This is a genomic window from Bacteroides salyersiae (assembly GCF_031172035.1).
In the GTDB taxonomy this organism is placed as follows: domain Bacteria; phylum Bacteroidota; class Bacteroidia; order Bacteroidales; family Bacteroidaceae; genus Bacteroides; species Bacteroides salyersiae.
In genome coordinates, this window is sequence record NZ_CP133452.1 from 399829 (window position 1) to 416420 (window position 16592).

Sequence of the window (16592 nt, forward strand, 5' to 3'; positions counted from 1 at the left end):
AAATGTATTCATTTTTCAGTATAAAAATGACAATTTTCTCTGAAAAAAGCGGCAGATACAACAATCAATAATAGAAAAAAAGCAAACATCTTCTTAAACATGGATGAACAATAGATAATGAGAAATACACTTTTACCAGAAACATAGACAAAAGAACAAGCATAATAAATATCAAATTATTGAATTAACAAGTAAAGATCAAAAAACTTAAAAAAGAAAAGGAGACCGAAGAATTTTACAAAGAACAAAGAGTAGGGAATAAGTATTATATATCAAACACATATTTCACCCCAAAGGGTGGCAAGCAAAAGAGTACTTTGCTTCATAAAAGCACCGATTACCAAAAACAATCAAAACAAATTTCATACAATACTTTGTCCTCATCATAGCAACGATAACGACTTCATCTTACTTAATTCAAAAAAGCATCAATAAATGCAGGCAATATTCCCCCCAAGATGTAATATCTCTCCATTTTTTTCGTATTTTTGTCCCAATATGCACGTTTTCGAACGGAAATAAAAAATTGCAAGAAATAAATGAGAGTTATAGACCTGATACATAGCAACGAGAAAACAGCTTTCTCTTTCGAAATTCTTCCCCCACTAAAGGGTACAGGAATTGAAAAACTATGCCGAGACATCGATACCCTGCGCGAGTTCGATCCCAAATATATCAACATTACCACGCATCGAAGCGAATACGTATACAAAGATTTGGGCAACGGACTGTTTCAACGCAACAGGTTAAGAAGACGACCGGGAACCGTAGCCGTAGCGGCCGCCATTCAGAATAAATACAATATCACGGTTGTGCCGCATATCTTATGCAGCGGCTTCACCCGGGAAGAGACAGAGTATGTATTGCTCGACTTGCAGTTTCTGGGAATCACCGATTTACTGGTTCTTCGTGGAGACAAAGCTAAGCATGAGTCGATATTTACTCCCGAAGGAGACGGATATCACCACGCCATCGAGTTGCAAGAACAGATTAATAACTTCAACAAAGGAATATTCGTGGACGGCTCGGAAATGAAGGTTACCAATACCCCGTTTTCTTACGGTGTGGCCTGCTACCCCGAAAAACATGAGGAAGCCCCCAACATAGACTCGGACATCTATTGGCTAAAGAAGAAAGTAGAAGCCGGAGCGGAATATGCAGTAACCCAACTCTTTTATGACAATCAGAGATATTTCGAATTTGTGGAAAGAGTCAGAAAAGAAGGCATCGATATCCCCATCATCCCGGGCATCAAGCCTTTCAAAAAAGCTTCTCAGCTAAGCATGATACCGAAAACATTCAAAGTAGACCTACCGGATGATCTGGTGAAAGAAACACTGAAGTGCAAAAATGATGCCGAAGTACAGCAAGTAGGTGTAGAATGGTGTATCAAACAGTGCCGTGAACTGATGGCACACGGCGTACCGAGCATCCATTTCTACTCTATTGGTGCCGTAGACAGTATTAAAGAAGTGGCAAAAGAGATTTATTGATTTATAAATGATGATTTATGAGTTATAATCTATGGATGATGGTTAATGAATAATGATTGATAAATAATTAATGGAAACCAATAAAATTAGAATATAGAATCGTGTTTTTTAAAGATGTAATCGGACAAGAAGAGACTAAGCAGCGACTTATTCAAGAAGTGAATGAAGGACGTATTCCGCATGCGCAGCTTATCTGTGGCCCTGAGGGAGTAGGAAAATTTCCTTTGGCCTTGGCCTATGCACGTTACATCAGTTGCACCAATCGCGGCACAACCGATGCTTGCGGTGTTTGTCCATCATGCGTAAAATTTAATAAGTTAGTACACCCGGATGTACATTTCGTATTTCCTGTTATAAAAACGGCACGAAGTGACGATTATATAGCCGAATGGCGCCGATTGGTACTGAATAACCCATATTTCAATCTCAATCATTGGCTGAACGAGATTCATGCAGAAAATTCACAAGCAGTAATCTACACCAAAGAAAGTGATGAAATCATGAAGAAGCTCAGCTTAAAATCAAGTGAGGGCGGATTCAAAATCACCATCATCTGGCTGCCTGAAAAAATGCAATTGCCCTGTGCCAATAAACTACTGAAGCTTCTGGAAGAACCACCCGAGAAAACTATTTTTCTACTGGTTTCCGAAGCTCCCGACATGATTCTTCCTACCATACTGAGTCGTACACAGCGTTTTAACATCCGCAAAATAGATGAAACGAGCATAGCAAACGCTCTTCAGGAAAAATATGGAGTACAACAAAGCAGTAGCATGACTATCGCCCATCTGGCCAACGGAAACTTTATCAAAGCATTTGAAACCATTCATCTCAATGAAGAGAATCAACTGTTTTTTGAGCTCTTTGTCAGTTTGATGCGGCTTTCTTATCAACGGAAAATCCGTGAAATGAAGCAGTGGAGCGAGCAAGTGGCAGGCATGGGGCGCGAACGCCAGAAAAACCTGCTCTCCTACTGTCAACGGATGATAAGGGAAAACTTTATCTACAACTTGCATCAGAAAGACCTGATTTATATGACACCGGATGAACAGAACTTTGCAACCCGATTTGCCCCGTTTGTCAATGAACGAAATGTAATGGGAATCATGGATGAACTAAGTGAAGCGCAACAGCACATCGAACAAAACGTAAATGCGAAAATGGTATTTTTCGATTTCTCATTGAAAATGATAGTGCTGCTGAAAAGCTAAAAGAAAAGGAAGAATGGAGATGGGAGAAAGAAAAAAAAAGAGAAATAAAGACGAGGGAAAGGAAATTTCAATCGTTAAATTGTAAATCGTTAAATCGTAAATATATAGATGGACTTTAAATTACATAATGGGAGCGGCGGCCTTTGCTGCAAAAGTTGTTCCCGACAAGATAACAAATTAAATACTTACGATTGGCTGGCAGATATACCAGGCAATGCGGAAGAGAGTGATATGGTGGAGGTTCAATTCAAGAACACCCGCAAAGGATACTATCGTAACAGTAACAAAATAAAATTGGAAAAAGGAGATGTTGTGGCAGTTGAAGCGACACCGGGACACGATATCGGTGTGGTAACACTGACCGGACGCCTTGTTCCGCTGCAAATGCGGAAAGCGAACATCAAACCGGATGTGGAAATAAAACGTATCTACCGTAAAGCCAAACCCGTAGATATGGAGAAGTTCGACGAGGCGAAGGCCAAAGAACACGCCACAATGATACGTTCACGCCAGATTGCCGCCAATCTAAACTTGAACATGAAAATCGGAGATGTGGAATACCAGGGAGACGGTAACAAAGCTATTTTCTATTATATCGCAGACGAACGGGTGGATTTTCGCCAATTAATCAAAGTTCTGGCGGAGGCATTTCGGGTACGTATCGAGATGAAACAGATCGGTGCACGTCAGGAAGCCGGACGCATTGGTGGTATAGGCCCTTGTGGGCGGGAACTTTGTTGTGCCACTTGGATGACAAGCTTCGTATCTGTATCTACAAGTGCCGCCCGCTATCAGGATATATCGTTAAATCCTCAAAAGCTCGCCGGACAATGTGCAAAACTGAAATGTTGCTTAAACTACGAAGTAGACTGCTATGTAGAAGCACAGAAACGTCTGCCATCAAAAGAAATCGAACTGGAGACGAAAGACGGAACATTCTACTTCTTTAAAGCAGACATCCTAAGTAATCAAGTTTCCTACTCTACAGATAAAACATTTGCAGCCAATCTGGTTACCATCAGTGGTAAAAGGGCCTTTGAAGTAATCGGCTTAAACAAAAGAGGAATCAAACCGGATAGTTTATTGGAAGAAGAACATAAACAAGAACCCAAGAAACCGGTTGACCTCGTAGAGCAGGAAAGTCTGACCCGTTTTGACCGTGACCGCCGCCGAAAAGAGGGCAAAGAAGGAGGTGAAGGTGGAAACCGTAACAAGAAAAAGAAGAAAAACAACCGACCACAACAGGAAGGAGAAGGAAGAGTAAACCGACCGCAACAGGAGAATGGCAATCGCTCGCAACAAGAGAATGGAAACCGTCCACAACGGGAAGGTGGAAACCGTCCCGAACGTCCGCAACGAGAAAACGGCAATCGTCCGAATCGTCCGCAGCCCAATTCAGAAGGACAGCAATCTTCACAACCCGGTAACGGCAACGAACAACAACGTCCACGTAACGACCGTCCGAGAAACAATAACCGGCCGCCGCGGAACAACAATGACCGTCGCGGAGACAGGCAAAAAAATGAAGAAAGGTCTCAAAATAGCGAGAGACCACAAAACAATGAAAAGCCGGCTAAAGAAAGAAATGAAACCCCTGCACAGGAATAACATATGGCTTTTGTTTTTAACAGTAGTTTTTCTAACAACAGCCTGCGATAAGAAAACCGTGTATCACTCTTACCATGCCATCCCCACCGAAGGATGGAAAAAGAGTGATACACTCTTTTTCGATATCCCGGTTAAAGATTCACTCACTCAGTTCAATCTCGCCGCAGAAATACGTAATAAAAGCAACTATGTTTATCGTAATCTGTATCTTGTAATCAGTCACAATTTAGAAGATAGCACAGTCTGGAAAACAGACACACTATTACTGATTCTGGCAGATAAAGAAGGGAAATGGAACGGTACAGGTTGGGGTAGTTTATTCCAATCCGAACTTCCCATCGGTACCATAGCCATACAGCATCCGGGAAACTATACCCTTAAAATTATCCATGGAATGCAGGACGAAATACTGAAAGGCATCAATGACATAGGGATAAAAATAGATGGAAGAAGGGAGAATTGAAATGGGAGAGGTAGCTGCGCTATTATGCTGTATAGTACCTCTCCCTTCTCCATTCTCCCATTTCCCATTAAAGCCTTCTTCCGCGTCCCGCGTCAATTCTCAGGAAGATAAACAGTAAAATCGTAAAGCCCCACAAAGAAGATCCCCCATAACTAAAAAACGGTAGGGGGATACCAATGACAGGCGTCAATCCGAGCACCATACCGATATTAATAAAGACGTGGAACAGAAAGATACTAAGCACGGAATATCCATATACCCGCCCAAATGCCGACGGTTGACGTTCGGATACTACGATAAGCCGGAGAATCAATGCCAAAAACAACAACAAGACAATAGAAGAACCGACAAAGCCTTGCTCTTCACCTACCGTACAAAAAATGAAATCCGTATCCTGTTCCGGTACATATTTCAGTTTCGTCTGAGTACCATTCAAAAAGCCCTTCCCTGTAAGGCCACCAGAACCTACGGCTATTTTAGACTGATTTACATTATATCCGGCACCCGTCAAATCTTCTTCCAACCCCAATACCACTTTGATACGAATCTGTTGGTGTGGCTCGAGAATATTATCGAATACATAATCACTGGAATAAAGAAAACCGACAGAACCTACTAAAAAAAGTCCGATCAGCATATAAGACTTTTGACGCTCACTCAAAGAGAGAAATAACAAATAACCTACCACAACAACACATATCCCCCACTGTACCCACACCAAATTGAACGGGACAATAAATTCCGAGACAAGGAAAGCAATCAACATAATCAATAAGCTTCCGCCAAGAATATTCCGAACGGGTTCCCACTTTTTCCGGTATACCCATACCATTCCCCCGGCAAACAGCAGTATCATGGACAGAACCGAGAACTCTCCAATGGGAGTAGGTGTGTCGGCTATAAACACCTGATCGAAACGAATACCGACAACAAAATAGACAACCGCACAAACACCGGAAAAAAGCACTACTCCCGGCATCCCTTCACGATAAAGCACCAGGAAGAAAGCCAGATACACCAATGCCGATCCTGTTTCTCTCTGCAAAATGATAAGCCCCATAGGGAGCAGGATAAAAGCAAGCAGAGCCAGAAAACATTTGCCTTTCTTTATATTAAAAGAATAAGAATTTATATATTTAGCCAAGACTAATGCCGTAGCAAATTTGGCGAATTCTGCCGGTTGTAAATTGACAGGCCCTAACTTTATCCACGAATTAGACCCCTTGATATCACTTCCTATAAATATAGTAGCAATCAGCAACAACATCATTCCTATATATATAATATAAGAAAACATATCGTACATCCTGTCCTCGAGCATCAACAGGATAAAACCCAGCCCAAACGAGCAGATAATCCACATAAATTGCTTACCGGCACGGGTAGAGAAATCCAGAAAATCCCGTTCCCCATAATCATAGCTGGCTCCGCAAACACTAAACCATCCGGCTATGATAAGGAGCAGGTAAATGGCAATTGTTACCCAATCCAGTGTCTTCCACAAACTATCGTTCCTCGTTACCATACATTATTATTCTATCACTAAACTCGGCTGCCTTTACTTCACTGGCAGGAGAAAGTTTCCCATTTAAATACTGTTCCATCATCAAAGCACCGATCGGTACTCCGTAAGTCGCACCGAATCCTCCATTTTCCACATAGACGGCAATCGCTATTTTGGGATTGTTCATCGGAGCAAAGCCCATAAAAACAGAGTGGTCGTGCCCACGATTTTGAGCTGTTCCGGTTTTACCACAGATTTCACCGTCCGGGAAAATATAGCCGGCCGTTCTACAAGTCCCTCCTGTCACAGCAGCACGCATTCCTTTCACAACCTCTTCATAATGAATCCGGTCGATAGTCGGTACACGTGGAGTACGATAAAGGCTGTCGATTTCATTATCCTGAATTTCTTTCACAATATGCGGAGTGATGAAATGTCCCCGATTGGCAATCGTTGCGCTCAGATTGGCAATCTGCAAAGGAGTAGCCAGAATTTCTCCTTGTCCGATAGCAATACTGATAACCGTCAATCCGTTCCATCGCCCTTTATAGGGTTTATCGTAGAAAGCAGCATTAGGGATAAGTCCCCGGCCCTCACCAGGCAGATCCACTCCCAACCTGTAACCGAAACCTTGGGAAACCATGTGGTCTTTCCACACCGTTATTGCATTCTGCGGAGAACCGTATTTACGATCACCAAACATCCGGTACAAGCCCCAACAGAAATAAGAGTTACATGAAGTAGCCAATGCCGGAACCAATGGCAATGGAGAAGCATGACCATGACATCCCACTTTTAAACTTCCATGTATAAAGCCGTGATAGCACGGAAACATCGGAGTATTTTCCTGAATAATTCCTTCTTGCAGAAAAGTCAGTGCCTGGGCAGCCTTAAAAGTAGATCCCGGAGGATAAGCACCCATCAATGCCCGATTCAGCAAAGGTTTTTGCTTATCACGTTGAAGCATCAGATGATTCTTACCGCGTTGGCGGCCAATCATCAGATGAGGATCAAAATCCGGAGAAGAGACCAGACACAATATCTCTCCTGTCGCCGGTTCAATAGCAACAATGCTACCGATTTTATTCTTTAGCAGTCGCTCCCCTAACATTTGTAAGTCGATATCCAATCCCAAAGTCAGATTTTTGCCGGGAACGGAAGGACGATCGAATTGCCCATCCATATAATGCCCCTGAATACGTCCATGCGCATCCCGAAGCAATATCTCAACACCTTTCTCACCACGGAGATACTTCTCGTAGGATTTCTCAACCCCCTGCTTTCCTATATAGTCGCCACGGATATAATAGTCATCATTTTCAATATCCCGCATCGAAACTTCTCCAATATCCCCCAAAGCATGAGCAGCCGAGTTATAGGTATACTGCCGGATCGTGCGTCTCTGAATATAAAAACCGGGGAACTTAAACAACTTTTCCTGAAATACGCCACACTCTTCTGCCGACAGTTGCGACATAAACAACTGATTGGTATATCTCGAGTATCCCGGATTCCTCCGACGGTCTTTCATATCAGCCATGATTTTCAAAAACTGCTCCCGAGTGATATTCAATGCCTGGCATAAATCGAGTGTATCCAACTCCTCCACTTCTTTAGGTACAACCGTTATGTCGTATGCCGGCTGATTAAACACAAGCAGTTTCCCATTACGGTCGTACATTGCACCACGTGAAGGGTATTGTATCTTATTCAAAAAAGCGTTACTATCGGCATTTTTTTTATAATCATCCGTAGATATCTGCAAAAAGAAAAGCCGCATCATGTAGATAAGAACAATGCAGACAGCTACTCCTCCAATGACAAATTTTCGTTTCTCTAATACATAATCTTTTGCCATGTCTATCTCCTTATTCCTTCAATAGCCATAATACAGGTTACGGTCAGCAAAGTACATGCAACTACTCTTAACAACAACAGCGGTATGTTGGAAAATGAAAAGAACTCGATACCGAGCAAAACCAAATGATGCACAAAAACGCTTGTCACCGCAAATTTCAGAAAAGAGGAAATCCCCATCGTCCGGATAGAAGGGATGATACTATCCAATGTGTCACGAGGTGTAAACAAACGCAGAAAAGTGGGACGCACAAAAGCTAAAAACACAGTCGCCGCCGCATTCATCCCCGGAGTATCAGAAAATATATCGACCGTAAGTCCCAGAAAGAAAGCCCAAAGCATCAATTCGTTACGAGAAGTGCCGGAAGCGAATTTTAAGATGAAATAGACATATAGAAAGGGAGTAGCATATCCTGCTATATGAACATTATTCAGGATCAGCACTTGCAAAAGAACCAATCCCACAAACCATCCCATTCTATGTATATAGCTTGTCATCATTATTTTGTACTCATATTTTCAAGTTCCCTCTGTTCTCCCTGCCCATTTCGGGAAATCACTCTGACATTACCTAATTTACCAAAATCAGTAGCTAATTTTATTTTCAGCAAATAAGAAAGTCCATCATTAGAATCGGACATATCGTCTACCGTGCCTACCATCACCCCTGCTGGAAAAACAGTAGAATACCCGCTTGTTACCACTGTATCCCCAAGATTGAACTCCGCATGACGGGGCAGATCTTTTAAATAAGCATACCGAGAATCACCATATTCCCACTTCAAATAACCGAAATATTCACTGCCGATAATTTTACAACTGATACTCGACTTACTGTTTAAAACCGAAATAACCAGTGAATAAGAAGGGGATGTCTTATAAACAATACCAACCACACCGTTGCCATCTATCACTCCCATTTCCGGACGGATACCGGCCGAAGAGCCCTTATCCAGTGTGATATAATTATCGGCTTGATTCAAACTATTCCGAATGACATGCGCCTTGAATATCTTATAATCGGCCTGCTCCAAATATCGAATACTATTCATGGTTATAGAATCTATCCGATAATCTTTCAATCTGTTTTCCAAATTAGTTATTTGCTGTTCGAGAGCCATATTACGATCCAGCAAATCCTCATTTACCGATTTTAGATGGAAATAAGAAGAAATACCGCCTGAAACCTCATAAACCTTTCCGGCAACGACATTAGCGGATGTAAAAAAAACACTCTGCTGATAATTATTAAAACGAAATAACAGCACAAAACAGATCACCTCCAATAATATGAAGAGAAGCCAGTAATTGTACTTAAGAAGAAAATTCAGTAAATTCCGCATGATTAATAATTATTCAATGTGCCAATTAAGAGAATGCAACAATTAAGGAATGTGTTAATGTAAACAATATGCCAATGTGCCAATTATAGCACCCATATACTAATTACTCTTCAGCATAACAGCGCAGCCAATTGGCATATTGGCACATTGGCATATTAGCACATTATTTATCTCATCAAGAATGAGAAGCGATCTATGTTCTTTAATGCCACACCTGTTCCCTTTGCTACAGCATGAAGCGGATCTTCCGCAATGTGGAAAGGTATATTAATCTTATCCGTCAGACGTTTATCGAGTCCACGAAGCAAGGCACCACCGCCCGCCAGATAAATGCCATTATGAACTATATCGGCATACAACTCAGGAGGTGTATTTTCCAATGCACTCAATACGGCCGTTTCAATCTTGGAAATTGACTTTTCCAGACAATGAGCCACTTCCTGATAACATACGGGAACTTCCATCGGAAGCGCAGTGATACGATTCGGACCGTGAACAATATAATCTTCAGGGGCATCATCGCCCAACTCGGTAAGCGCAGCACCTACATTGATCTTAATACGCTCCGCCATACGCTCGCTGACTTTCACATTGTGCTGACGACTCATATACTCCTGAATATCGGCAGTAAGATCGTCACCAGCAATACGGATAGAATTATTAGAAACAATACCACCCAATGAAATAACAGCAATTTCGGTAGAACCACCACCTATATCGACAATCATATTGCCTTCCGGCGCCTCTACATCGATACCGATGCCGATAGCAGCAGCCATAGGTTCAAATACCAAATATACATCACGACCACCGGCATGCTCGGCAGAGTCACGAACCGCACGAAGTTCAACTTCCGTACTACCCGAAGGCACTCCGATCACCATGCGAAGTGAAGGAGAGAATAAATGACTACGGGTATTCACCTGTTTGATGAGTCCGCGCATCATCTGTTCACAAGCATAGAAATCGGCTATTACACCGTCGCGAAGCGGACGGATGGTACGTATATTTTCGTGGGTCTTTTCGTGCATCATCTTTGCCTTCTCACCCACGGCGATCATCTTATCAGTACGACGGTCCAAAGCCACCACCGACGGTTCGTCTACCACAATCTTACCATTGGTAATGATGATGGTATTGGCGGTTCCCAAGTCCATCGCTATTTCTTGTGTAAAAGAGAATAATCCCATGTATATTTACGATTTAACTATTTACGATTTACGATTCAAATATCTTTCTCTCACGATTCAACCATTTACGATTTACAAAGAAACGAACTTTCATCATAAATCGTAAATTGTCAAATCGTAAATCTGTTTTAGTGTTTAAAATGGCGAATACCCGTCGTCACCATTGCAATGCCATGTTCATTACAATATTCGAATGTCAATTCATCCTTTACAGATCCACCCGGCTGAATAACGGCTGTTACTCCCTCGTTACCTGCAATTTCCACACAGTCGGGGAAAGGGAAGAAAGCATCCGAAGCCATCACAGCCCCATTCAAATCGAATCCGAATGTTTTCGCTTTCTCTATTGCCTGTTTCAAGGCATCTACGCGGGAGGTTTGCCCTACACCACTTGCCAGCAATTGTTTATTTTTAGCAAGTACGATTGCGTTCGATTTACTGTTCTTCACAATTTTGTTGGCAAACAACATATCCTCTACCTCTTCGGGTGTAGGAGCTTTATCGGTCACGGCCTTTAAATCAGCCACAGTTTCGATATTCAAGTCTCTTTCCTGTACCAACACACCGTTCAATAATGAACGGAATTGCTTTTTCGGCAACTTAACTTCTTTGCGGACAAGTATGATACGGTTTTTCTTTTGTCCCAGAATTTCCAATGCATCTACATCATAGTCGGGAGCAATCACCACTTCAAAGAATATCTTATTGATCTCTTCTGCTGTTTCCTTGTCAATGACAGCATTGGTTATCAACACACCACCGAATGCAGAAACCGGATCACCGGCCAACGCGTCTTTCCATGCTTCAAGTACCGTAGAACGGGAAGCCAAGCCGCAAGCATTGTTGTGTTTCAGAATAGCAAAAGTAACATCCTCGAATTCATCAATCAGTTCAACTGCCGCATTGATATCCAATAAGTTGTTATATGAAATTTCTTTTCCATGAATTTGATCGAACATTGCTTCCAAATTTCCATAGAAAAATCCTTTTTGATGGGGATTCTCACCATAGCGAAGCATTTTCTGATCATTGGCAGATTGACGGAAAGCCGAACCTTCTTCGGCATCAAAGTAGTTGAAAATAGCCGAATCATAATGTGAAGATACGGCAAAAGCTTCTTTAGCCATCCAACGGCGTTCTTCCAATGAAGAGTTGGCTCCATGCTCCATCAACATATCGAGCAATGGTTTATATTGAGCCTGAGAAGCGACAATCACCACATCATTGTAATTTTTTGCAGCAGCACGAATCAACGAGATTCCACCTATATCGATTTTCTCAATGATAGCCGCCTCATCAGCACCCGATGCCACGGTTGCTTCAAATGGATAAAGATCTACAATCACGAGATCTATTTCCGGGATTTCATACTTCTCAATCTGCTGAATATCCTGTTCCAGTCCACGACGACAAAGGATACCTCCGAAGATTTTCGGATGCAATGTCTTCACACGGCCACCTAAAATAGAAGGATATGACGTCAAGTCTTCTACAGCCTTACAGGGATATCCCAATGATTCTATAAACTGACGAGTTCCGCCCGTTGACAAAAACTCAACTCCTTCTTCATGCAATTTGGTGATAATTTCATCCAAACCTTCCTTATGATAAACCGACACTAAAGCGGTTTTTATTCTTTTTGACTCAGACATGGGTTTGCTTATTAAGTATTTGATGTGCAAAGTTACGAAATATTGTTTATCGCACGTAATAAATAAGGTGTGAATTAATAATAAAAAAGCGTCGACTCAAAATATTATGAGTCAACGCTTTGATATATGTACAATTGTTTATACAAAACTATTACCAGATAGACACCCGTTTGTCAACCGGCAGGAACATCGGATCGTCCTCTGTTACATCAAAAGCCTCGTACCATGCACCGATTTGCGGTAACGCACCATTGACACGCCATTTTCCCAATGAATGCACATCCAATTTAGTAAGACGAAGGATCTCTTCCGGACGGATATTGCCTGCCCACACATTCGCGTAAGCCAGGAAGAAACGTTGTTCGGGTGTAAAGCCGTTTTCGTCTTTTAGCGGAGCCTGCACCGTTGCATTTTTAAATGCCTGATAGGAAACCTGCAAACCACCGTGATCGGCAATATTCTCACCCAGAGTCAACTGTCCATTAGCATGGACACCCGGTGCCACTTCGATGCTATCGAAGAAATTAACCATCACTTGCGCACGCTCTTCAAAGTTTTTCGCATCTTCTTCCGTCCACCAGTCTTTCAAATTACCGTCTTTATCATATTGACGTCCCTGGTCGTCAAATCCGTGTGTCATTTCATGGCCGATCACCACACCGATAGCACCGTAATTGAAAGCATCGTCAGCATTCATATCGAAAAACGGATACTGAAGAATACCTGCCGGGAAACAGATTTCATTGGTAGTAGGATTGTAATATGCATTTACCGTCTGCGGAGTCATCAACCACTCATCCTTATCTACCGGTTTACCCGCTTTCGCAATCATTTCGGCATGTTCCCATTGATTGGCACGTTCTATATTTGCCCAATAGGAATCGTCCTTGATTTCAAGTGACGAATAATCTTTCCATTTATCGGGATAACCGATTTTCACATGGAAAGTGGCCAGTTTCTCAAGTGCTTTCTCTTTGGTCGCATCACTCATCCAAGCCAAATTCTTAATGCGTTCTCCCAGAGATGTCTGCAAATTCTTCACCAATCCTACCATACGTTCTTTGGCAGCAGCCGGGAAATATTTTTCCACGTACATCTGCCCTACGGCTTCTCCCAAAGAACCGTCAACCGTGCTCACAGCACGTTTCCAACGCGGCTTCATCTCCTGTTTTCCGGACATGACTTTACCATAAAATTCAAAGTCCTGCGCCACAAAATCATCACTCAGGCAACCTGCTGCGTTATTAATAAGATTCCACTGCAAATAAGCTTTCTGATCTTCAAGCGCTACATTATTTACGATATCGTTCACCTCCTTTATGGAATTCGGCTGACCTACATTTACTTCCGCCAAATCATTCAAACCGAGAGTAGAAAAGAACACATCCCATGCAAAAGGAGCATATTCCTTCTTCATCTCTTCCATTGTTTTCTTATTATAGTTGGCATGCGGATCACGCAATTCCACCATAGAACGGGCCGATGTAGCCAGACGGGTTTCAATCTTCATAACAGCCTCCATTGCTTTTCGGGCAACCGCCTCGTCATATCCGGCAAGCCGGAACATCTTCACAATATGGTTTTTATAAGCCTCACGAATTTCTTTTGTCTTATCATCATTTTCCAAATAATAATCGCGCTCACCCATTCCCAAACCGGCTTGATAAGTATGCACCGTGTTCACAGAACTGTTCATATCATCAGCAGCTACATAAACAGCAAAATAAGGATGCATTCCGTTCTTATGCATTTCTGCTATCATGGTATAAATTTCGGACTTATCTTTCAATCCGGCAATCTTCTCTAATTCTGCTTTGATAGGAGTTGCACCGTCTTTATTCAACTTCACACTATCCATCGCCATGTTATAAAGATCGCCTACTTTCTGAGCAACGCTACCGGCTTCGTGGGGAGCGGAAGCTAATTCTTCAATAAGTCCGCGAAGTTGTTCCCGATTGTTTTCGGCCAACATATCGAAAGAACCGAAACGTGAATACTCGTCTGTGAGAGGATGATTCTTCATCCAACCGCCACAGGCATACTGATAAAAATCAGCTCCCGGAAGAGCCAATGTGTCAAGGTTAGCAAGATCAATACCGGAAGTAAGGGTCTGCTGCTTGCTGCTGTTGCATCCTGTTGTCATCATGCAAATTGCAAGAATTGGTAAATACTTGATTACTTTCATATATCTAAAGTTGTTAATTACTCATCATTGTTTCAGTTCTTCCAGTTCAATCGAAACCTTCTCCCACTCTTCTACGGTCCGGTCGAGCTGTTGTTTCAGTTTTTGATGCTGTTCGTAAAGCGTCATGTCCGAAGCCCCTTCCGGAGTAGCCATTTTCTCTTCCAGAATAGCAATAGCAGACTCCGTCTGCTCAATCTCCGTTTCACAATCGGCCACCTGACGTTCCAGCTTTTTCAGTTTCTTGTTAAGTTCTTTTTGAGCTTCATAAGAAAGCTTACTTTCCGATTGAGAAATCCCTTCCGTTGCTGTTTCCTTTTTAGTATCGACAGGAGATGCGGAAAGCGCAGGAGCCTTTTGCAGTTCATTCAGGCTTTCGATCTTTTTTTTCTGCAGAAAATCATAAATACCACCGATATGTTCTTTCACCTGCCCGCCACCAAACTCATAGACTTTAGTCGCAAGTCCGTCAAGAAAATCACGATCATGACTAACGATTATCACCGTACCGTCAAACTCGCGTATCGCCTCTTTCAGCACATCTTTCGAACGCATATCCAGATGGTTGGTCGGCTCGTCGAGAATAAGGAAATTCACCGGTTCGAGCAGAAGCTTTATCATTGCCAAGCGAGTACGCTCACCACCGGAAAGAACTTTTACTTTCTTATCCGAAGCCTCCCCGCCAAACATGAAAGCTCCAAGAATGTCACGGATCTTAAGACGGATATCTCCCACCGCTACCCGATCGATTGTATCAAATACGGTAAGACTTTCGTTCAGCATCTGTGCCTGATTTTGGGCAAAATAACCGATCTGCACATTATGCCCGATTGTCAGTTTGCCTTGATAATCGGTGATTTCTCCCATGATACATTTTACCAATGTAGATTTACCCTCACCGTTTTTTCCGACAAAGGCTACCTTCTCGCCACGATTAATCGTAAGATTTACATTCTGGAAGACAACATGCGAACCGTATGCCTTTCTCACATCTTCGCAAATCACCGGATAATTCCCACTGCGGCTGGAACAGACAAATTTCAAACGCAAGGCCGAATTATCCTCTTCATCCACCTCAATGCGGTCTATCTTTTCCAACTGCTTGATACGACTCTGCACCTGCACCGCCTTTGTTGCCTTGTAACGGAAACGCTCGATGAAATCCTCCGTATCCTGTATCTGTTTCTGTTGATTTTCATAGGCACGAAGCTGCTGTTCGCGGCGCTCTTTACGAAGCACAACGAACTCATCATATTTCACTTTATAATCGTATATCTGCCCGCAAGTAATTTCAATGGTACGCGTCGTTACGTTATTGAGAAAAGCACGGTCGTGACTGACCAACACCACGGCATTGGCACGCGTGGAAAGGAAATTCTCCAACCACTGGATACTCTCGATATCCAAATGGTTCGTAGGCTCATCCAAAAGCAGTACATCGGGACGACGCAACAGCAGTTTCGCCAGTTCGATACGCATACGCCAACCACCGGAGAATTCGGAAGTAGGGCGATCAAAATCTTCCCGTCTGAAACCTAATCCAAGAAGCGTACGTTCTATTTCCGCACGGAAATTAGTCCCGCCCATCATCAAAAAACGGTCGTTCTCATGCGTAAAGCGGTCGATAAGCTTATGGTATTCTTCCGATTCATAATCGGTACGGTCCGCCAACTCCCGGTTCATCCTCTCCAAATCGGCCTGCAACTGAAAGATATGCTCGAAAGCCTGCTCGGCCTCCTCCATCACAGTATGCGCATCAGAGAGTATCATCACCTGCGGCAAATAGCCGATAGTTACCTCTTTGGGAATGGCAATTACACCCGCTGTCGGGCTCTGCAAACCGGCCAGAATTTTAAGCATGGTCGATTTACCGGCTCCGTTCTTACCCACCAGGGCAATACGGTCTTTCTTGTTAATAACGTAAGACACGTCCGAAAATAAGGGCGTGGCATTAAATTCTACGGTAAGTCCTTCAACTGATATCACTTTGCTAACGAATAATTGATATTGGGTTGCAAAGATAGCAATTTATCCCTTAACCGATAAAGCTTCAAGTGGTTAATTACTTACATTTGTCAATTTTCGTTCA

At 42.6% G+C, this 16592-nt stretch carries 12 protein-coding genes; 4 read left to right on the plus strand and 8 right to left on the minus strand.

Going from position 1 to position 16592, the window contains the following annotated elements; genetic code table 11:
• Nucleotides 1-539 precede the first annotated feature (539 nt).
• From metF to RB604_RS01565, 4 genes are all read left to right on the plus strand, one after another.
• Complete coding sequence (gene metF / locus RB604_RS01550) at nucleotides 540-1493, plus strand: methylenetetrahydrofolate reductase [NAD(P)H] (protein ID WP_005934550.1); 954 nt, start codon at nucleotides 540-542, stop codon at nucleotides 1491-1493.
• Between the two features lie 101 nt (nucleotides 1494-1594).
• A complete protein-coding gene (locus RB604_RS01555) occupies nucleotides 1595-2704 on the plus strand; it encodes a DNA polymerase III subunit (protein ID WP_055295791.1) in 1110 nt (369 codons plus the stop codon).
• 108 nt (nucleotides 2705-2812) lie between these two features.
• Nucleotides 2813-4312, plus strand: a complete 1500-nt coding sequence (locus tag RB604_RS01560; RefSeq protein WP_055295793.1) for a PSP1 domain-containing protein — start codon at nucleotides 2813-2815, stop codon at nucleotides 4310-4312.
• A complete protein-coding gene (locus tag RB604_RS01565; protein ID WP_055295795.1) occupies nucleotides 4290-4775 on the plus strand; it encodes a gliding motility lipoprotein GldH in 486 nt (161 codons plus the stop codon). Before RB604_RS01560 ends, RB604_RS01565 begins: the two co-directional genes overlap by 23 nt.
• Before the next feature lie 67 nt (nucleotides 4776-4842).
• Here the strand turns inward: RB604_RS01565 and rodA are convergent, their stop codons facing one another.
• The 8 genes from rodA to RB604_RS01605 all read right to left on the minus strand — a co-directional run bounded on the left by rodA (nucleotide 4843) and on the right by RB604_RS01605 (nucleotide 16489).
• Nucleotides 4843-6300, minus strand: a complete 1458-nt coding sequence (rodA, locus tag RB604_RS01570; RefSeq protein WP_007480169.1) for a rod shape-determining protein RodA — start codon at nucleotides 6298-6300, stop codon at nucleotides 4843-4845.
• Nucleotides 6281-8137, minus strand: coding sequence for a penicillin-binding transpeptidase domain-containing protein (locus RB604_RS01575; RefSeq protein ID WP_005934563.1), 1857 nt, complete (start codon nucleotides 8135-8137; stop codon nucleotides 6281-6283). Before RB604_RS01575 ends, rodA begins: the two co-directional genes overlap by 20 nt.
• A 2-nt stretch (nucleotides 8138-8139) precedes the next feature.
• Complete coding sequence (gene mreD, locus RB604_RS01580; RefSeq protein WP_021936840.1) at nucleotides 8140-8637, minus strand: rod shape-determining protein MreD; 498 nt, start codon at nucleotides 8635-8637, stop codon at nucleotides 8140-8142.
• Nucleotides 8637-9479: a rod shape-determining protein MreC gene (mreC, locus tag RB604_RS01585; protein ID WP_055295798.1), complete on the minus strand. Its 843-nt coding sequence runs from the start codon at nucleotides 9477-9479 to the stop codon at nucleotides 8637-8639. The genes mreD and mreC overlap by 1 nt, the downstream gene beginning before the upstream one ends.
• A 167-nt stretch (nucleotides 9480-9646) precedes the next feature.
• A complete protein-coding gene (locus RB604_RS01590) occupies nucleotides 9647-10669 on the minus strand; it encodes a rod shape-determining protein (RefSeq protein ID WP_002562696.1) in 1023 nt (340 codons plus the stop codon).
• Between the two features lie 128 nt (nucleotides 10670-10797).
• Nucleotides 10798-12321 (minus strand): bifunctional phosphoribosylaminoimidazolecarboxamide formyltransferase/IMP cyclohydrolase, encoded by a 1524-nt coding sequence (gene purH, locus RB604_RS01595; protein ID WP_005934570.1) that lies wholly within the window; start codon nucleotides 12319-12321, stop codon nucleotides 10798-10800.
• A gap of 151 nt (nucleotides 12322-12472) precedes the next feature.
• Nucleotides 12473-14506: a M13 family metallopeptidase gene (locus RB604_RS01600; RefSeq protein ID WP_005934596.1), complete on the minus strand. Its 2034-nt coding sequence runs from the start codon at nucleotides 14504-14506 to the stop codon at nucleotides 12473-12475.
• Between the two features lie 24 nt (nucleotides 14507-14530).
• A complete protein-coding gene (locus RB604_RS01605) occupies nucleotides 14531-16489 on the minus strand; it encodes an ABC-F family ATP-binding cassette domain-containing protein (protein ID WP_005934598.1) in 1959 nt (652 codons plus the stop codon).
• Nucleotides 16490-16592 lie beyond the last annotated feature (103 nt).